This is a genomic window from Stenotrophomonas sp. STK16_22 (genome assembly GCF_051984505.1).
GTDB classification, from domain to species: Bacteria; Pseudomonadota; Gammaproteobacteria; order Xanthomonadales; family Xanthomonadaceae; genus Stenotrophomonas; species Stenotrophomonas maltophilia_A.
In genome coordinates this window covers 1,848,975-1,867,853 of the sequence record NZ_CP196972.1, presented here as the reverse complement: position 1 = coordinate 1,867,853, position 18,879 = coordinate 1,848,975, and the positions used below count along the sequence as shown (strand labels likewise).

Annotated in this window: 17 protein-coding genes; 3 read left to right on the top strand and 14 right to left on the bottom strand. The window is 65.8% G+C overall.

Annotated features, from left to right (window positions below; translation table 11 throughout):
• Positions 1-3 precede the first annotated feature (3 nt).
• The 6 genes from bamB to ndk form a co-directional block, all read right to left on the bottom strand.
• The gene (bamB, locus tag ACSYAO_RS08620; protein WP_005409300.1) at positions 4-1,212 is read right to left on the bottom strand and encodes an outer membrane protein assembly factor BamB; all 1,209 of its coding nucleotides are present in this window, start codon (positions 1,210-1,212) and stop codon (positions 4-6) included.
• Complete coding sequence (locus tag ACSYAO_RS08615) at positions 1,212-1,850, bottom strand: YfgM family protein (protein ID WP_005409299.1); 639 nt, start codon at positions 1,848-1,850, stop codon at positions 1,212-1,214. The genes bamB and ACSYAO_RS08615 overlap by 1 nt, the downstream gene beginning before the upstream one ends.
• Before the next feature lie 65 nt (positions 1,851-1,915).
• Positions 1,916-2,788, bottom strand: coding sequence for a RodZ domain-containing protein (locus ACSYAO_RS08610; RefSeq protein WP_005409298.1), 873 nt, complete (start codon positions 2,786-2,788; stop codon positions 1,916-1,918).
• An 18-nt stretch (positions 2,789-2,806) separates the two neighbouring features.
• A complete protein-coding gene (locus tag ACSYAO_RS08605) occupies positions 2,807-3,592 on the bottom strand; it encodes a tetratricopeptide repeat protein (RefSeq protein ID WP_005409297.1) in 786 nt (261 codons plus the stop codon).
• Positions 3,579-4,784, bottom strand: coding sequence for a 23S rRNA (adenine(2503)-C(2))-methyltransferase RlmN (gene rlmN, locus ACSYAO_RS08600; protein WP_005409296.1), 1,206 nt, complete (start codon positions 4,782-4,784; stop codon positions 3,579-3,581). The genes ACSYAO_RS08605 and rlmN overlap by 14 nt, the downstream gene beginning before the upstream one ends.
• Positions 4,785-4,794: 10 nt before the next feature.
• A complete protein-coding gene (ndk, locus tag ACSYAO_RS08595) occupies positions 4,795-5,220 on the bottom strand; it encodes a nucleoside-diphosphate kinase (RefSeq protein WP_005409295.1) in 426 nt (141 codons plus the stop codon).
• 313 nt (positions 5,221-5,533) lie between these two features.
• Here ndk and ACSYAO_RS08590 point away from each other — a divergent pair, with 313 nt between their 5' ends.
• The 3 genes from ACSYAO_RS08590 to ACSYAO_RS08580 all read left to right on the top strand — a co-directional run bounded on the left by ACSYAO_RS08590 (position 5,534) and on the right by ACSYAO_RS08580 (position 9,907).
• Entirely contained in the window at positions 5,534-6,187 is a 654-nt protein-coding gene (locus tag ACSYAO_RS08590; RefSeq protein ID WP_005409294.1) for a TetR/AcrR family transcriptional regulator, read from the top strand.
• A 39-nt stretch (positions 6,188-6,226) separates the two neighbouring features.
• Positions 6,227-8,599, top strand: coding sequence for a 3-hydroxyacyl-CoA dehydrogenase/enoyl-CoA hydratase family protein (locus ACSYAO_RS08585; RefSeq protein ID WP_012479946.1), 2,373 nt, complete (start codon positions 6,227-6,229; stop codon positions 8,597-8,599).
• Between the two features lie 99 nt (positions 8,600-8,698).
• The gene (locus ACSYAO_RS08580) at positions 8,699-9,907 is read left to right on the top strand and encodes an acetyl-CoA C-acyltransferase (protein WP_019661304.1); all 1,209 of its coding nucleotides are present in this window, start codon (positions 8,699-8,701) and stop codon (positions 9,905-9,907) included.
• A gap of 637 nt (positions 9,908-10,544) precedes the next feature.
• Here ACSYAO_RS08580 and galU read toward each other — a convergent pair.
• From galU to cmk, 8 genes are all read right to left on the bottom strand, one after another.
• Positions 10,545-11,423, bottom strand: coding sequence for a UTP--glucose-1-phosphate uridylyltransferase GalU (gene galU, locus ACSYAO_RS08575; RefSeq protein ID WP_005409291.1), 879 nt, complete (start codon positions 11,421-11,423; stop codon positions 10,545-10,547).
• A complete protein-coding gene (locus tag ACSYAO_RS08570; protein WP_005413043.1) occupies positions 11,420-13,333 on the bottom strand; it encodes a polysaccharide biosynthesis protein in 1,914 nt (637 codons plus the stop codon). Before ACSYAO_RS08570 ends, galU begins: the two co-directional genes overlap by 4 nt.
• Before the next feature lie 3 nt (positions 13,334-13,336).
• Entirely contained in the window at positions 13,337-14,326 is a 990-nt protein-coding gene (locus ACSYAO_RS08565; RefSeq protein WP_049397758.1) for an MraY family glycosyltransferase, read from the bottom strand.
• 3 nt (positions 14,327-14,329) lie between these two features.
• Positions 14,330-15,508 carry a lipopolysaccharide assembly protein LapB gene (gene lapB / locus ACSYAO_RS08560; RefSeq protein ID WP_049428020.1) on the bottom strand — a complete coding sequence of 393 codons (1,179 nt, stop codon included), beginning with the start codon at positions 15,506-15,508 and terminating at the stop codon, positions 14,330-14,332.
• Between the two features lie 6 nt (positions 15,509-15,514).
• Complete coding sequence (locus ACSYAO_RS08555) at positions 15,515-15,799, bottom strand: LapA family protein (protein ID WP_076739220.1); 285 nt, start codon at positions 15,797-15,799, stop codon at positions 15,515-15,517.
• A 76-nt stretch (positions 15,800-15,875) separates the two neighbouring features.
• Positions 15,876-16,181, bottom strand: coding sequence for an integration host factor subunit beta (locus tag ACSYAO_RS08550; protein WP_005409286.1), 306 nt, complete (start codon positions 16,179-16,181; stop codon positions 15,876-15,878).
• A gap of 88 nt (positions 16,182-16,269) precedes the next feature.
• A complete protein-coding gene (gene rpsA / locus ACSYAO_RS08545) occupies positions 16,270-17,955 on the bottom strand; it encodes a 30S ribosomal protein S1 (protein ID WP_005409285.1) in 1,686 nt (561 codons plus the stop codon).
• A 198-nt stretch (positions 17,956-18,153) separates the two neighbouring features.
• The gene (gene cmk, locus ACSYAO_RS08540) at positions 18,154-18,831 is read right to left on the bottom strand and encodes a (d)CMP kinase (RefSeq protein ID WP_005409284.1); all 678 of its coding nucleotides are present in this window, start codon (positions 18,829-18,831) and stop codon (positions 18,154-18,156) included.
• Positions 18,832-18,879: the final 48 nt, after the last annotated feature.

The following is an 18,879-nucleotide window of genomic DNA, read 5'->3' as shown; positions in this document are numbered from 1 at the left end:
TTTTTAATTTGCCAACCGGAAGGCGGTCAGCTTGCCATCCACGTTCTGCACCAGCAGCACCCCGTCGACGACGACCGGCTGGGCCAGCAGGGCGTCACCGCCGCTCTTCGCCCGTGCCGCCATCGCACCATCGGAGGTCTTCAACCAGTGCACGTATCCCTTGTAGTCGCCGACGACCACGTAATCACCGTGCAGCGCCGGGCCGGTCAGCGAACGACGCGCCAGCTCGGTCTGCGACCACATGGCAGCGCCGGTCGCCTTGTCCAAGCCGAACACGCCACCCTTGTTGTCGGTGACGAACACATTGCCCGACGACACTGCCACGCCACCTGCACCGCCATGGTCGCGCGCCCACAGCGGGCGACCGGTCGGGCCTTCGATGGCCATGGTCTGGTTCTTGAAGCTGCTCACGAAGAGGGTGTTGCCCTCCAGCACCGGGGCACCGTCGACATCGGCCATGCGGTCCAGCTCGGTACGGCCTTCGCCGTTGCCAAGGTTCTGTTCCCACAGGGTACGCCCATCCTGCATGGCCAGCGCGGCAACCGCGCCTTCGTCCTTGCCGATGAACAACACGCCCGGACCGGTGACCACCGGCGCGTTGCCGCGCACGGTCAGCGCCGGCAGTTCGCTCGGGTTGAACCACTTCTGCGTGCCGTTGCCGGCATCGAACGCGGTGACGCGGCCGTCGTTGCTGCGCACGAACACCAGGCCCTGGGCCACGGCCGGCGCGGCAATGACCTCACCCGGAACACGGGCGCGCCACTTCTCGCTGCCGTCATTGATGTCCAGGGCGATGACCTGGCCATCGAGCGTGCCGATCACGACCAGGTTCTCACCGACACCCGGGCCGCCGGACAGGCGCAGCTTCGGCTTCTTCTTTTCCTTCTGCGGCTCCCAGGTCCAGACCTTCTTGCCGGTCTGCAGGTCGATGGCGTGCACGCCACCGGTGATCGCCGCGGCAAACACGTGGCCATTGGCCACCGCCGGGCCCTGGCGCACGCCGATGCGGCGCTCGCCCTTGCCGAGGTTGACCGACCAGGCCTTGTTGACCTTGACGCTCGGCTCGAACTTGACCAGCTCAGCCGGCTCCTGGGCCTTCTTCGCTGCCGCGTCCTTGCCGGCGAACCAGCCCTTCATGGTGCTGCAGCCGGTCAGGGCCATGCCCATCAGGAGCACGGTGGCGACGCGGGTGATCATGACCTTCTGACTCATCAAACCGACTCCGCAGGGGCGGCGACCGTGCCGCCGGCATCCATAACCTTGGTTTCCAGCAGGCGCCGCTGCGGCGCTGCCACGTCCAGCGACTTCAGCGCCTTCTCGTACTGTGCGCGGGCGTCATCGCGCTTGCCCTGCGCCATCAGCGCATCGCCATGGATTTCCAGGCTGCTGCTGTCGGTGGCGCTGCCCAGCAGCTTGATCGCCTCGTCGCTCTTGCCGGTGGCCACCAGCAGGCGGGCCACACGCTGGTCGACCACGCGCTGCAGGTCGCTTTCGACCTTCACGGCGCGCAGGGTGGCCAGCGCTTCTTCGTTCTTGCCGGCGTCGACCTGGGCCTTGGCCAGCTGCAGCGCCGCGAGGTCGCCATAGATGCTGGACGGGCCCGCTTCGAGCGCCTTCACTGCCTTGGCAGCGTCGTCGAGCTTGTTCTGCTGAAGACCGACCAGGGCCTTCTGGTATTCCACGTTGGCCGAGGCCAGCTTGCCGCCCTGATCCTTCTGGTACCACTGCCAGCCGGCAATGGCACCGATCGCGATGGCTACGCCACCGAGGATGCTGGCGCCATTCTTCCGCAGCCAGCTGCGGACGCGTTCACTTTGTTCGTGCTCGTCGAGCAGATCGTCGATCGCCATGCGTACTCTCGCCCCGCCCATCGGGAGGGACCATTGGGTTTAATCGAAGGTGGTGAAACCGCGCCTCAGTGCGAAACCGGGACTACGGAGCCTTCAGAGGATACCTGAAAGCGTGCCACGTTGGCTCGCTGGTAGGGGGTCAGATCGACGATAGCGCCGTTCTGCTGAACCTGGACCGCCGAGGCGTTGCCCAGGGTCACCCGGGTCACCTGGCCCGGCGTGAAGCTGCGGCTCTCGCCGGACTTGATCAGCGCCTTTTCGACCGTGGCGCCGTCCGGACCACCGATATCGACCCAGCTGTCGCCGCTGAACTGCATCTCCAGCGTATTGGCGGCTGCGGGCGCAGCGGGTGCCGAACGCGGCACCGGGGACAGCGAAGCGACATACGGGGTTGCGGCCGGCTTGCTGGCCGGGGCACTCGCGACTTCAGCCGGGGCTGCCGGCTCGACACCCGCAGCGGACGGGGCCACCGGCACAGCGGCCGGGATCGCGTCCAGCGAGGCCGTGTTCGGCGACGGCGTGGCACTGCCATCGAAATGGCCGCGGGTGGCGAACCACACCGGCACGGCCAGCACGGCGGTGATGCCGACGTACAGCACGCGCCGGCCGAGATTCTCGGCAATGCGGCGCGCACGCGGGGTATGGGTATGGCTGACCAGGGTGGGCGGCACGACAGGACCCACCTGGGCCTGCTCCAGCAGCTGGCTCACATCGACGTCGAGCAGGCGCGCGTAGCTGCGCAACTGGCCGCGCACGAAGACTGGCGCGCCCAGCTTCTGCCACTGCTCTTCCTCCAGCGACCTGACCACCTGGACCGGCATGCGCAGGCGCGAGCCGACATCCTCAAGGGTCAGTCCGGCCGCTTCACGGGCCTGGCGCAGGCGGGTGCCGCAGCCGGCCGCAGTCTCGAGAGCGCTCACAGTCTGGTCATCAATCACAATGCATCAACCCTGGAGTTAGGAGCCCGCTTCCTGCGGAAATTCCTGTCGAATGCGCTGAAGATAGCGGTCAGATGCCGCCCGATCACCCAGCCGCGCTTCGATTTGAGACGCAAGTTGTAACACGGAACGCGTTGCGGGTGCAGCCGCAATCCTACGTTCGGCGAAGGCCCGGGCCTCCATGTAGCGGCCCTGGCGGAAGCTGAGCTGGGCCATGGCCTCCAGCGCGACCGGGTTTCCCGGCAGCGCCGACAGCGCCGCGCGCAGGTCGCGCTCGGCACGCTCGAACTGGCCTGCATCCAGCGCACAGCTGCCGGCATTGGACTGCGCTTCGGCGACGGCGGGATTGCCCGGCGCCCGCTGGGCACGATCGAACCACACCAGCGATTCGGCCGCCTGGCCCTGTTGGCACAGCCAGGCACCATAGTTGTTGAGCACGTCGCCACGTTGCGGCGCCAGCTCGGCAGCCTTGCGGAAGTTCTCGCCGGCCTGCTGGCTGCGACCGCGACGCTCGTCGATGCCCGCAAGCAGGACCAGGCCGTCGGGGGCCGTCGGCACCAGCTTCTGGGCTTCGCGCGCCTTGCGCTCGGCAGCATCGAGATTGCCGCCCTGGATGTCGCGGCCGGCCAGGGTCAGCAACTCCTGCCAGCGCACCTGCTGCCGCACCCCTTCCGGATCACGGACGGAGTAGACCGGCGCCTCGCTCGGGCCAAGCTTGGCCTTGGGATGGGATTTGCAGCCGCCGACCGCGAGGGCCAGCGTGCCTGCGAGCAGAACCAGCCAGAGGCGGTCAGGCCGCGGCATCGCTCCCCTTCCCCGCCTGCAGCGTCTTGTTGAACTCCGCCTGGCGGCGGGTGCGGTCCATCACCTGGCCCTTGAGCTGGCCACAGGCGGCGTCGATGTCGTCGCCACGGGTACGGCGGACCATGGTCAGCACGTTGCTGTCGAGCAGGATCTTCTGGAAGGCGCGGATGTGCGCCTCTTCCGAACGCTCGTAGCGGGTACCCGGGAACGGGTTGAACGGAATCAGGTTGACCTTGCCCGAATCCTTGGCCTGCACCGCGTTGTCGAACTGGCGCATCAGGCGGGCCAGCTCGCGGGCATGCTCGGGCTTGTCGTTGATGCCCTTCATCAGGGTGTATTCGAAGGTGACCGATTCGCGGCGCTTGTTGGCGCGCAGGTAGCGTGCGCACGAGGCCATCAGCTCGGCGATCGGGTACTTCTTGTTGAGCGGCACCAGGGTCTCGCGCAGCGCGTCGTTCGGCGCATGCAGCGACACCGCCAGCGACACGTCGCTTTCGGCAGACAGGCGGTCGATCTGCGGCACCAGGCCGGAGGTCGACAGGGTCACGCGCTTGTTGGCCAGGCCGTAGCCCAGGTCGTCGCGCATCACGCTCATGGCGCGCACGACGTTGTCGAAATTCATCAGCGGCTCGCCCATGCCCATCATCACCACGTTGGTGAGGCGGCGCATCTGGTGCGGCACGTTGCCCAGGTGGCGCGCGGCAACCCACACCTGGCCGATGATCTCGGCGGTGGTCAGGTTGCGGTTGAAGCCCTGGGTAGCAGTGGAGCAGAACGTGCAGTTCAGGCCGCAACCGACCTGCGAGGACACGCACAGCGTGCCGCGGGTCTTGTCCGGGATGTACACGGTCTCGATGGCGTTCTTGCCATCCACGCCCATCGCCAGCAGCCATTTGTGGGTGCCGTCGGCGGAGGGCTTGTCGAACACGATGTTGGGAACCAGCACCTCGGCATGGGCCTGCAGCTTGGCGCGCAGGACCTTGCCGAGGTCGGTCATTTCATCGAAGTCGGTGACGTAGCGATGGTGGATCCACTTCATCACCTGATGGGCACGGAACTTCTTTTCGCCGAGAACCTCGACGAAGAACTTCTCCAGGCCCGCGCGATCGAGGTCGAGCAGGTTCTGCTTGCCAGCCGTGGGTGCCGACTTCGGCAGCGGCTGGATGGCGGGGGACTGTACGACCTCGTTCACGGCATTACTCTCAGCGCGAAACGACTTCGGTGGCGGCGAAGAAGTAGGCGATTTCAATCGCGGCATTCTCGACCGAGTCCGAGCCGTGGGCGGCGTTGGCATCGATGGATTCGGCGAAGTCGGCGCGGATGGTGCCCGGCGCGGCTTCCTTCGGGTTGGTGGCGCCCAGCAGGTCGCGGTGGGCCAGGACGGCGTTCTCGCCTTCCAGGGCCTGGATCATCACCGGGCCGGAGATCATGAACTCGACCAGCGCGTTGAAGAACGGACGCTCGCGGTGCACGGCGTAGAAGCCTTCGGCTTCACGACGCGACAGCTGCTTGTACTTGGCGGCCACGACCTTCAGGCCGGCCTTCTCGAAGCGGGCGTAGATTTCGCCGATGACGTTCTTGGCAACGGCGTCCGGCTTGATGATCGAAAGGGTGCGCTCCAGCGCCATGGGATGTCTCCAATGGAATCGGGCCGCTGATGGCCCGAAGGGTAACATGAAAAAAACCCGCGTCGGGACGCGGGCTTAGCCTGATAAACGTAGGCGAATTGTAAAAGATAAAGCGGCGGCATGGTAGTGCCGGCCGCTGGCCGGCATTGGGCGCCATTCAACCTCGGGGCTGCCGGCCAGCGGCCGGCACTACCCCATTCACCCACCTGAGTGAAATCTGACCGGATCGGCCGATTTTGCTGCACTGCAAAATGCCATACGGTACCGTCTGGTCCTAGTATCAAACAATCGTTTGATTAAGGTCCGCCCACCGATGGCCAAGCCCGCCCACTTCTCGACCAAGGACCGGATCCTCGGCGCGGCCGAGGAGCTGTTCGCCCAGCACGGCTTCGCTGGCACCTCGCTGCGCCAGGTGACCAGCCAGGCCGACGTCAACATCGCCGCGGTCAACTACCACTTCGGCTCCAAGGAAAACCTGGTCAACGAGGTGTTCCGCCGCCGCATGGACGAGATGACCGGTGCCCGCCTGTCGCAGCTCGAGCGCGCCCGCGCCGAGCACCCGGGTGAACTGCGCCCGGTGCTGGCTGCCTTCGTCGAGCCGGCCCTGGCGCTGGCCCAGGACCGCCAGAACGGCGGCGCCTTCGTGCGCGTGATCGCCCGCGCCTACGCCGAGAAGAACGACAACCTGCGCAAGTTCCTGTCCGACCACTACGGCCACGTGCTGCGTGCGTTCGGCAAGGCCATCGGCGAGTGCGTGCCGGACCTGAGCAAGGAGGAGCTGTACTGGCGCCTCGACTTCCTGGCCGGCTCGCTGACCTATGCGATGGCCGACTTCGGGCTGATCAAGCGTCCCGCCGGTGTCACCGAAGCGGCGCATCGTGCCCATGCCGCCCACGAACTGATCCATTTCGCCGAAGCCGGGTTCCGCGCCGCCGCACGCGCCAGCGCCCTGCCCGCTTCCCTTTGATTCCACCCAGTAACTGCTGACCAACAAAGGCCCTACACCATGTCCAATTCCCTGCTAGTCCGCCGCGCCGCCGTGCTGGGTGCCGGCGTCATGGGTGCCCAGATCGCCGCCCACCTCACCAACGCTGGCGTCGACACCGTGCTGTTCGACCTGCCTGCCAAGGAAGGTCCGGCCGACGGCATCGTGCTGAAGGCGATCGCCAACCTGGGCAAGCTGAGCCCGGCGCCGCTGGCCAGCAAGTCGCTGGCCGAAGCCATCACCCCGGCCAACTACGAGTCCGGCCTGGAGCAGCTGAAGGACTGCGACCTGATCATCGAGGCCATCGCCGAGCGCATGGACTGGAAGCAGGACCTGTACAAGAAGATCGCCCCGTTCGTGGCCGACCACGCGGTGCTGGCCTCCAATACCTCGGGCCTGGGCATCAACAAGCTGGCCGACGTGCTGCCCGAGCAGCTGCGCCACCGCTTCTGCGGCGTGCACTTCTTCAACCCGCCGCGCTACATGCACCTGGCCGAGTTGATCCCGGCCACCACCACCGATGCCGCCGTGCTGGAAGGACTGGAAGCATTCCTGGTCACCACCCTGGGCAAGGGCGTGGTGTACGCCAAGGACACCCCGAACTTCATCGGCAACCGCATCGGCGTGTTCTCGATCCTGTCCACCATCCACCACACCCAGCAGTTCGGCCTGGGCTTCGATGAAGTGGACGGCCTGACCGGCCCGCTGGTCGGTCGCCCGAAGTCGGCCACCTACCGCACCTCCGACGTGGTCGGCCTGGACACCATGGCCCACGTCATCAAGACCATGGGCGACACCCTGCCGAATGACCCGTGGCATGAATTCTTCAAGTCGCCGAAGTGGCTGGACGCGCTGATTTCCAAGGGCGCGTTGGGCCAGAAGACCGGCGCCGGCATCTTCCGCAAGGTCGGCAAGGACATCGTCGTGCTGGACCTGGAGAAGCAGGACTACCGCCCGGCCGACCGCACTGCCGCACCGGACGTGGTCGAGATCCTGAAGATCAAGAACCCGGCCGAGAAGTTCGCCAAGCTGCGCGAGAGCCAGCACCCGCAGGCGCAGTTCCTGTGGGCGACCTTCCGCGACCTGTTCCACTACAGCGCCTACCACCTGGCCGACATTGCCGAGACCGCGCGCGATGTCGACCTGGCCATCCGCTGGGGCTACGGCTGGTCGCTGGGCCCGTTCGAAACCTGGCAGGCCGCCGGCTGGAAGCAGGTGGCGCAGTGGATCGCCGATGACATCGTCGCCGGCAAGAGCATGAGCAATGCCCCGCTGCCGGATTGGGTCTTCGACGGCCGCGACGGCGTGCACGCCGCCGAGGGCAGCTACAGCCCGTCGCGCAACGCCAAGCTGCCGCGCTCGTCGCTGCCGGTGTACCAGCGCCAGCGCTTCCCGGATCCGCTGCTGGGCGAGAAGTTCGCGCCGGGCGAGACCGTGTTCGAGAACGACGGCCTGCGCATGTGGCACGACGGTGATGGCATTGCCGTGGTCAGCTTCAAGACCAAGATGAACACCGTGTCCGACCAGGTGCTGGACGGCCTGCAGGAATGCGTGAGCCGCGCCGAGAAGGACTTCCAGGGCTTGGTGATCTGGCAGCAGAAGGAGCCCTTCTCCGCCGGTGCCGACCTGGCCGGTGCACTGGGCCTGCTGCAGGCCGGCAAGGTCGACCAGTTCGAGGAAATGGTCGCCAACTTCCAGCGCACCAGCCAGCGCATCAAGTACTCGCTGGTGCCGGTGGTGGCAGCGGTGCGTGGCCTGGCCCTGGGCGGCGGCTGCGAGTTCCAGATGCACAGCGCCAAGACCGTGGCCTTCCTGGAAAGCTACATCGGCCTGGTCGAGGCCGGTGTCGGCCTGCTGCCGGCCGGTGGCGGCCTGAAGGAACTGGCCGTGCGTGCCTCTCAGGCCGCGGGCCCGGGCGGTGACGTGTTCGCCGAACTGAAGAAGACCTTCGAGACCGTGGCGATGGCCAAGGTGTCCAACTCGGCGGTCAACGCCAAGGAACTGGGCCTGCTGCGCAGTACCGACAAGGTGGTGTTCAACAGCTACGAGGCCCTGCACATCGCCAAGGCCGAAGCCCGTGCACTGGCCGAAGCGGGCTACCGTCCGCCGCTGCCGGCACGCCGCATCCAGGTGGCCGGTGACGTGGGCATCGCCACCTTCAAGATGATGCTGGTCAACATGCTGGAAGGCCGTTTCATCAGCCCGTACGACTACGAGATCGCCGAACGCATCGCCACCGTGCTGTGCGGTGGCAAGGTCGACCGCGGCACCCTGGTGGACGAAGAGTGGCTGCTGACCCTGGAGCGCAAGCACTTCGTCGAACTGGCCCAGCAGGAAAAGACCCAGGCCCGCATCGCGCACATGCTGAAGACCGGCAAGCCGCTGCGTAACTGATTGATGGCGGGTGCCGACCCCTGGTTGGCACTCCTCTGCCTCTGGTGGGTGCCGACCGTTGGTCGGCACCCCGGCTAAAAAATTCGAGAGATCACTGCAATGACCAAGCAAATCCAGGACGCCTACATCGTCGCCGCCACCCGCACCCCGGTCGGCAAGGCGCCCAAGGGCATGTTCCGCAACACCCGCCCCGACGACATGCTTGCGCACGTGCTGCGCAGCGTCGTCGCCCAGGCCCCGGGCGTGGACGTCAACCGCATCGATGACGCGATCATCGGCTGCGCCATGCCGGAAGCCGAGCAGGGCATGAACGTGGCGCGCATCGGCGTGCTGCTGGCCGGCCTGCCCAACACCATCGCCGCACAGACCGTGAACCGCTTCTGCTCCTCCGGCCTGCAGGCCGTGGCGCAGGCCGCCGACGCGATCCGCCTGGGCAATGCCGACCTGATGCTGGCCGGCGGCACCGAATCGATGTCGATGGTGCCGATGATGGGCAACAAGATCGCCATGGCGCCGAGCGTGTTCGACAACGACCACGTGGCCATCGCCTACGGCATGGGCATCACTGCCGAGAAGGTCGCCGAAGAGTGGAAGGTCTCGCGCGAAGACCAGGACGCCTTCGCCCTCGCCTCGCACCAGAAGGCCATGGCCGCGATCCAGAACGGCGAGTTCAAGGACGAGATCAGCCCGTACGAGATCGTCTCGCACCTGCCGGACCTGGCCGACGGCCAGCGCATCATCACCCGCAACAAGATCGCCGACACCGACGAAGGCCCGCGCCCGGATTCCTCGGCTGAAGGCCTGGCCAAGCTGCGCCCGGTGTTCCGCAACGGCCAGTTCGGCGGCACCGTCACCGCCGGCAACTCGTCGCAGATGAGCGATGGCGCCGGTGCCGTGCTGCTGGCCTCGGAACAGGCGATCAAGGACTACGGCCTGACCCCGCTGGCCCGTTTCGTCAGTTTCTCGGTGGCCGGCGTGCGCCCGGAAGTGATGGGCATCGGCCCGATCGCTGCGATTCCGAAGGCACTGAAGCAGGCCGGCCTGACCCAGGACCAGCTGGATTGGATCGAGCTCAACGAAGCCTTCGCCGCGCAGTCGCTGGCGGTGATCCGCGACTGCGGCCTGGACCCGGCCAAGGTCAACCCGCTGGGCGGCGCGATCGCCCTGGGCCACCCGCTGGGCGCGACCGGCGCGATCCGTACCGCCACCCTGCTGCACGGCCTGCGTCGTCGCCAGCAGAAGTACGGCATGGTGACGATGTGCATCGGCACCGGCATGGGCGCGGCGGGTATTTTCGAGGCGCTGTAAGGATCAAGGCGTTGCCGGCTGGAGTGTCGGTTGGCTGTGGGGCCCGGGTGGGGTGAGGCTGCCCGGGACACGCCGTGAACCCCCAGACCGGCCCAGCCGCTGGCGGCTGTGCGTTCGGGCGCTTGCGAAGCAGTGCTTCGCAAGCAAAGCGCCCTCACCCATGGGGGCTTGGCAGCGGCTTGCTAGCGTGCGCAATCCTGCGCACGCAGCAAGGCCGGGGTTGGGCGCCCTGCCCAACCCGCCAGGCGCATGCGCCTGGCCCATGCCGCTGACAGTCCCGGTCAGCCTCACCCACCCGCGCCACCCAACATTCCGCGCGGCGGAGGGTTTAGCAAAAGCAAGGTCAAAAGCTGGGGTCAGAGCCCTTTGCTGCGCAAAGGGATCTGACCCCAACAATCAAAAAAGGCAGCCATAGGCTGCCTTTTTTGCTTTTGCTCTTGCCCTTGATTCCGCCCTTCCCGTCCGCGCCCGCAGGAAATCTGACAGGCGGTACGGGTGGGCCTTTGCAGGACCGTTGGCGCCATGGATGGCGCCATCGAGCCCCCATGGATGGGTTTACGGCGTGTCCTGCAAAGGCCCACCCGTACCGCCCACCACGTATCAATCAAGGCGCCGCGAACGGAGCGCTTGATAAACCTTATTCCGCCAACATCGCCGTCAGCTTCTCCCGCGCCGGCCCTGCCAGCTTCGGGTTGTCCAGCGCGAAGCGGATCGTCGCTTCCACCAGCCCCAGGTGCGTACCGCAGTCGAAACGAGTGCCCTCGAAACGGTAGGCATCCACCTCTTCGGTCTTCAGCAGCTGCGCGATCGCATCGGTCAGCTGGATCTCGCCGCCGGCACCGCTGCCGGTCTGCTCCAGCAGCTCGAAGATCTTCGGGCTCAGCACGTAGCGGCCGACCACGGCCAGGTCGCTCGGCGCGTCCTCCGGCTTCGGCTTCTCCACGATCTGCGAAATACGGCCCTTGCGGCCATCGAAGGCCTCGGTCGCGACGATGCCGTAACTGGCGGTCTTGTCGTGCGGCACATCTTCAACGGCAATGACGCTGGCGCCGCTGGCTTCGTTGAGATCGGCCATCTGCTTCAGCGCGCTGTCGCCGCGGTTCCAGATCAGGTCGTCCGGCAGCAGCACCGCGAACGGCTCGTCACCGATCACGGCCTTGGCACACAGCACCGCATGGCCCAGGCCCAGCGCCTCGGCCTGGGTCACGAAGATCGCGCGCACGCCATTGGGCAGCACGTGACGGATCAGCTCCAGCTGCTCCTGCTTGCCGGCGCGCTCGAGCTTCTGCTCCAGCTCGTAGGCCTTGTCGAAGTAGTCGGCGACCGCGTGCTTGTAGCGGTTGGTGATGAACACAAGCGTGTCACAGCCGGCCTCGATTGCTTCATCCACGGCGTACTGGATCAGCGGCCGGTCAATGATCGGCAGCATCTCCTTCGGCACGGTCTTGGTTGCTGGCAAAAAACGCGTCCCCAAACCCGCTACGGGGAAAACTGCTTTGCGAATTCGCTTGCTCATTGGTGCCTGTTGGCCTCGCGTGCGGGAAAGGGCACGACTTTAGCGGATGAAATGTAAGCATCCTGTTCGATTGGCGAGAACTCGGGCATCGTCGCGAACAGGACTTCCTTGATGGTTTCGGTGTCGTAGCTGCACACCGCCTCGCGCAGGCGCGGGACGTTGCCCAGCACCAGATCGCGCGAGAACATGCGCACGCCGGCCTCAAGGACCTTCGGATGCGCGGTTGCGCGGTAGTCCTCGTCCGAATAGAACAGCGTCTCGTGCAGCTTCTCACCCGGACGCAGGCCGGTATAGATGATCTGCACATCCTTGTACGGCTGCTTGCCCGCCAGACGGATCATCTGCTCGGCCAGCAGCCGGATCGGCACCGGCTCGCCCATGTCGAGCGTGTAGATCGCACCGTGCGAGGCCGAGGCTGCGGCCTGCAGGATCAACTGGCAGGCCTCGGGGATGGTCATGAAGTAGCGGGTGACTTCCGGATCGGTGACCGTGACCGGACCACCGCGCAGGATCTGCTCGCGGAACAGCGGCACCACGCTGCCGGCCGAGGCCAGCACGTTGCCGAAGCGCACGGTAACGAAACGGGTGTGCGTGGACTTCTGGTCCAGGCTCTGGCAGATCATCTCGGCATAGCGCTTGCTGGCACCCAGCGCGTTGACCGGATCGACCGCCTTGTCGGTGGAGATGAACACGAAATGCTCGACGCGCGCTTCCAGGCAGGCGCGGGCCACGTTCTCGGTCGCCAGGATGTTGTTGCGCACAGCTTCGCGCAGCTGCCGTTCCAGCACCGGTACATGCTTGTACGCTGCGGCATGAAACGCGGTGTCGACCGGATGCAGCGACAGCGCATGGCGGATCACCGCAGGATCGCCACAGTCGCCCAGCACCGCTTCGATCTCGATATCGGGGAAGCTGCGACGCAGCTCACCCTCGATGGTCAGCAGCAGCAGTTCGCTGATCTCCAGCAGGATGATGCGGCCGGCACCGTGGCGCGCGCACTGGCGGCACAGCTCCGAGCCGATCGAGCCACCGGCACCGGTCACCATCACGGTGCGACCGCCCAACCAGCCCCGGATCAGGTTCCAGTCCGGGGTGATCGGCTTGCGGCCGAGCAGATCCTCGATCGCCACTTCCTTCAGTTGGCCGGGCAGCGACTGCCCCTGCAGGATGTCGCTCAGCTTGGGCACGGTGCGGAACGGCACGCCGGTGCTTTCGCAGATGGCGACCACCCGCTGCATGCCTGCGGCATCCAGCGAGGGCATGGCGATCACCAGCAACTTGGCCGCAGTCTCGCGGACCACCGCCGGGGCATCATCGAGGCTGCCCAGGATCGGCAGGCCCTGCAGCTTGGCGCCGCGCAGGTGCGGTGCGTCGTCCAGCAGGCCGACCGGTTCGAAGTTGCCGGAGCGGCGCAGATCGCGGACCAGCGTCTCGGCGGCTTGCCCCGCACCGAGGATCAGCACGCGGCGCGCGCTCGAATCCGACTGCAGTGCCTGGTAATCCTTCCAGGCCCGGTACAGCAGGCGCGGCGCGCCCAGCAGCGCCGACAGCGCGAACGGATAGATCACCAGCACCGACATCGGCACGCCGTCGAAACGCTTCCACATCAGCACCAGCACGATGCCGACCAGGCCGATGAAGCTGGCCTTGAAGATGTTCAGCAGGTCGCTGACGCTGGCGAAACGCCACAGCCCGCGATACAGGCCCACGCGCCAGAACACCAGGCCCTGCAGCAGCAGCACCAGGGTGGTGTCGACATTCCAGAGCGGAAGCGAAGGCGCGTTGGGGAGGATCGAGTACCGCCCGGCGTGGAGCAGCTGCCAGCATGCCCAGACCATGAACAGGTCGTGGCAGACGATGGCCGAACGCGGCATCAGGCCGAGGATTCTGTCCCGCCAGGGTGAAGCCATAAGTCAGGTATTTCCTTGTCGGTGACGCAATCCATTGCGCAGGAGGATCCAGAGGACGCTCAGCGCGAGAAACCACGCGACCGCCAGGACAGCCTCCCACCTCGGCTGCAAATTGGAGCAGACATTAAGCACTGTAATACTGAACAGGCCCAAAGCAAAGTACATCCCTGTCACCTGGGCGTGGCTGGCTCCTGCCTGCACCGCCCGCTGGTAGACGTGCTGGGTATGGGGTTCCATCCAGCGTTGTCCGGAGATGATGCGCGCCGCCAGTGTGAAGCCCGCGTCCACGAGGAACGCCGAAGCCGGCACCAGCAGCAGGATCCAGTTGATATCGGTACGCACCGCAGCGATGGCCAGGACGACGGCGACTGCATAGCCCAGCGCGCCACTTCCGACATCACCCATGAAGATCCGGGCCCGCGGGAAATTGAACGGCAGGAAGCCCAGGCAGGCCAGGCCCAGCGCCACCGCGGCCAGCGAATACGGCCAGGGCAGCACCGGCGCCAGGCCCAGCGCAACAACAATGGCCTGGCTGGCGGCAATACCGTTGATGCCATCCATGAAGTTCCAGATGTTGATCAACGAGGCGGTGAATACCAGCACCAGCCCGGCCAGCAACCAGCTTCCACCATGCACCTTGACCAGGGCGGCCAGCAGCGCGGCGGCAATGAAGTGCACCAGCAGGCGGCGCATGGCCGGCAACGGCCGGTGGTCGTCCCACCAGCCGATGCCCGCCACCAGCACCAGGCCCAGGCTGGCCACCAGCAGGCTCGGTGTCGATTCAGGCCAGACCCACATCGCTGCACCGGCGGTGACCAGCAGGCTGATGACGATGGCGATGCCACCACCGCGCGGCGTTGCCACGCTATGGCTGCGACGCTCGCCGGGCTGGTCCAGCAGTTGCTGGCGCAGGGCATAACCCCGTGCCGCCCAGGTCAACCCCGCACTCAGCAGGGCCAGCCCCAGCAGCGCGCCCATCACGAGCCACGGCATGGATCAGAGCACCGCGTAGTTCAGCAGTGGCTTGACCGTGCCCCATTCCTTGCAGCTCGGGCACTGCCAATGGTGGGTACGTGCACCGAACCCGCAACGGGTGCAGCGATAAGCGGGATTGCGCACCAGCAGCTGGTCGGTGATGTGCTTGAGGTCATGCAGGGTCGCTGTGGAATCGGCGCCCTCGGCCAGGGTCAGGTCGATCAGCGCCGATTCGCCACGCACCGACGGACGATCCTTGAGCTGGCGGCCAAGGTAGGCTCGGGCCGGAGCCACGCCCTCCTGCTCTTCCATCAGACGGGTCAGGGCCAGCACCGGGGCGATGCCACGGTAGTGCTCGGTCATTTCCGACAGGAACGCACGTGCGCCGCCCAGGTCGCCGACCTTGCGATAGTTTTCCATCAACGCCGGCAGCAGCTCGGGCAGGTACTCGGGGTCGTTGCGCGCGGCACGTTCGAATGCACGCACCGCGGCTTCAGCGTTGCCCGCATCCGTCTCGAGGCGACCTTCGATGATGCCGGCGCGCACCGACATGGCGTCGGCCTGGTAGGCGCGGGCGATCGCCGCCCTCGCCTCTTCCAGCTTGCCGGCACCGCGGAAGCGTTCAGCCAGTTCGCATTCGAACTGCCCGATCAGCTTGCCCATCGGCTCGCCGGTGACGTCTTCGAAGCGGGTGGCGTTGTCGATCGCCTTTTCCCAGTCACGCTCGGCCTGATAGATGCCGATCAGGTGCTTGAGCGCCTGCGGGGCGCGCTGGTCGAGCTGTGCCAGCTCGGTGAACACGGTCTCTGCGCGGTCCAGCAGGCCGGACTTCATGTAGTCCTCGCCCAGCGCCAGCAGGGCCTGCACGCGCTGCGCGTCGCTCAGGTCGTGGCGGTTGACCAGCCCCTGGTGCAGGCGGATGGCGCGGTCGACTTCACCGCGGCGGCGGAACAGGTGGCCCAGCGCGACCTGGGTCTCGAAGGTTTCCTTGTCCAGCTCGGCGATGTGCAGGAACAGTTCGATGGCCTTGTCCGGCTGCTCGTTGAGCAGGTAGTTCAGACCACGGAAGTAGGTGCTGGACAGGCGGCTGACCTGGTTGTCACCGTGGCGCTGGCCACCACGCCGGCCGATCACCCACCCGGCCAGTGCGGCCAGCGGAACGAACAGGAAAAACCACAGCCACTCGGTGACGAAATCCATCTTCGATCAGCGTCCATCAAAAGATTGGGGGGAAACACCCGCGGCCGGCGTTGCCGCCACGGACTTGTTGGCACGGCGCAGCTGACCGTAGAGCGGAATGACCACGCTCACCAGTACCAGGCCGGCACCGACGATGACACCGATCAGCAGGGCCGCGATCAGCGCCACGCCGACAGAGGTATTCAACTGGGTAAACAGCAGGTTGATCGACATCGCGGTCATGTTGACCGCACCAATGATCAGCCCAAGGATCAGGACCGCCAGCAGGACCAGCAGACGAAAGACCTTCATGCGACAGCTCCAGTGGCAGGAGTCCGTAGCTTATCCGACCCGCGGCTGGATTCGCACGCGGTGGCGCGACGGAGGCTCAGGCCGGATCGGCGTCCAGCGGCAGCACACTGCTGACCCGCTCGCGCAGTTCCTTGCCCGGCTTGAAATGGGGGACGTGCTTGCCCGGCAGGGCAACCGATTCGCCGGTCTTCGGGTTGCGACCCAGGCGCGGCGGACGATAGTGCAGCGAGAAGCTGCCAAAACCACGGATTTCGATGCGATCCCCGGCGGACAGCGATCCGCCCATCATTTCCAGCAACGACTTCACCGCCAGATCGACATCATCGGCCTTCAGGTGCGCCTGGCGGCGCGCAAGGATTTCGATCAGTTCGGATTTGGTCATTACCGGCTCACATCAGGGGCATCTCAGCCTGAAACGGCCCGGGCAGAAGCCCGGGCCGTCCAGGAAACAACAAACAGCGTAAGGCCGATTACTCGGACTTGTTGCCGTTCAGCTGTGCACGCAGCAGCGCGCCCAGCTGGGTGGTGCCGCTGGAAGCCGAAGAGGACTGGTATTCCTCCAGCACTTCGCGCATTTCCGCGTCGTCCTTGGCCTTGATCGACAGCTGCAGGGTGCGGCCCTTGCGGTCCATGCCCACGAACTTGGCTTCGATCTTGTCGCCGACCTTCAGGTGCTGGGTGGCGTCGTCAACGCGCTCGTTGGCGATGTCGCGAGCCGAAACGTAACCCTCGATGCCGTCAGCCAGCTCGATGATCGCGCCCTTGGCGTCGACTTCCTTCACCACGCCTTCGACCTTGGAGCCCTTCGGATTGGCAGCCATGTACTGCCCGAACGGATCCTGCTCCAGCTGCTTCACGCCCAGGGAGATGCGCTCGCGCTCCGGATCGACAGCCAGGACGACGGCGTCCAGGGTATCGCCCTTCTTGAAGTTGCGAACGACGTCTTCGCCGGTGGTGTTCCAGCTGATGTCGGACAGGTGGACCAGGCCGTCGATGCCGCCGTCCAGGCCGATGAAGATGCCGAAGTCGGTGATCGACTTGATCTGGCCCGACACCTTGTCACCCTTCTTGTGGGTGGCAGCGAAGGTTTCCCACGGATTGGCGGCAACCTGCTTCATGCCCAGCGAGATACGGCGACGCTCTTCATCGACGTCCAGCACCATCACTTCGACTTCGTCACCAACCTGCACAACCTTGGACGGGTTGACGTTCTTGTTGGTCCAATCCATCTCGGAGACGTGCACCAGGCCTTCGACGCCCGGCTCGATCTCAACGAACGCACCGTAATCGGTGACGTTGGAGACCTTGCCGAAGACGCGGCTGTTGGCCGGGTAACGACGGCCGATGTTGTCCCACGGATCCTCGCCCAGCTGCTTCAGGCCCAGCGAAACGCGGTTGCGCTCGCGGTCGAACTTCAGCACGCGGACGTCCAGCTCGTCGCCGACGTTCACGACTTCCGACGGGTGACGCACGCGCTTCCACGCCATGTCGGTGATGTGCAGCAGGCCGTCGATGCCGCCCAGGTCCACGAACGCGCCGTAATCGGTCAGGTTCTTGACGACACCCTTCAGGATCGCGCCTTCCTGCAGCTTGTCCATCAGCTGCTCGCGCTCTTCCGAGTGCTCGCTTTCGACGACAGCGCGGCGCGAGACCACGACGTTGTTACGCTTGCGGTCCAGCTTGATGAGCTTGAACTCGAGTTCCTTGCCTTCCAGGTAGGCCGGATCGCGCACCGGGCGCACATCGACCAGGGAACCCGGCAGGAAGGCGCGGACATCCTTGATGTCCACGGTGAAACCACCCTTGACCTTGCCGCTGATGCGGCCGGTGATGGTTTCGTTCTTTTCCAACGCTTCTTCCAGCTCGTCCCACACCATCGCGCGCTTGGCCTTCTCGCGCGACAGGACGGTTTCGCCGAAGCCGTTCTCGATCGAGTCGAGGGCGACCTTGACGATGTCGCCTTCGGCGACGTCGATTTCGCCAGCGTCGTTACGGAACTGTTCGATCGGCACGATGCCTTCGGACTTCAGGCCAGCGTTGATCACCACGACGTCGCCGCGGACTTCAACAACGGTACCGCTGACGATGGCGCCCGGCTTCAGCTTGGCCAGGTTGGCCTGGCTGGCTTCAAACAGTTCGGCAAATGATTCGGTCATTAGATTTACTCTGTTGGACACATGGGTCGGTGGCGTCCCCTTCAGGGGAATGGCGACCGCCCGCCTGTTGGTCGACCCCGGAAACGCAGGTCGTGTGTAGTAGGAAAACCGCCACGCATCATTGCGCGACGGAGCTGGTACAGCACTGCTTTGCGCGACCACCACCGATGCAGCTGGCAGTGCTCCCGCGCGAACGGATCAGGCAGCCGGAACCGGAAGCAGATCCATCACTCGGGCAACGACATCATCGATGCCGATGCCTGTGGTGTCGATGAGGACAGCATCGTCTGCCGGCTTCAGGGGCGCCACGGTACGCTGGGCATCACGGGCGTCGCGGGCCATGATCTCGCGCAGGAGGTCATCAAAGTTAACAGAAACCCCCTTGTCTTTCAACTGCTTATGCCGGCGCTCGGCGCGCTCCTCGGCACTGGCGGTCAGGAAGACCTTGTAGGGGGCGTCCTTGAAGATCACCGTACCCATGTCGCGGCCATCGGCGACCAGGCCGGGCAGCTCCCTGAATGCGCGCTGGCGCTCCTTCAGGGCGGCCCGGACCTCAGGAATTGCGGCAATGGCCGAGGCCAGCGCGCCGGTGGTCTCCAGGCGCAGCTCGTCGGTGGCATCGGTGCCGTTGACCATGACCCGCATCGACTCGCCCTGTTCAACAAACTGAACATGGGTGTCGAAGGTGCAGCGCACCAGCGCCGAGGCGTCAGAGGTGTCGATGTCGGCCCAGCTCGCGGCCACGCCCACCGCGCGGTACAGCGCCCCCGAATCCAGGTAATGCCAGCCCATCCGGCGCGCGATGATGCGGCTGATGGTACCCTTGCCGGCCCCGGAAGGGCCGTCGATGGTCAGGACGGGAGCGAGTGGATTCATGGGGTTCCCAGAGCGTGTGAAGGGGTCATTCTAGCCCCTGCCAGACAC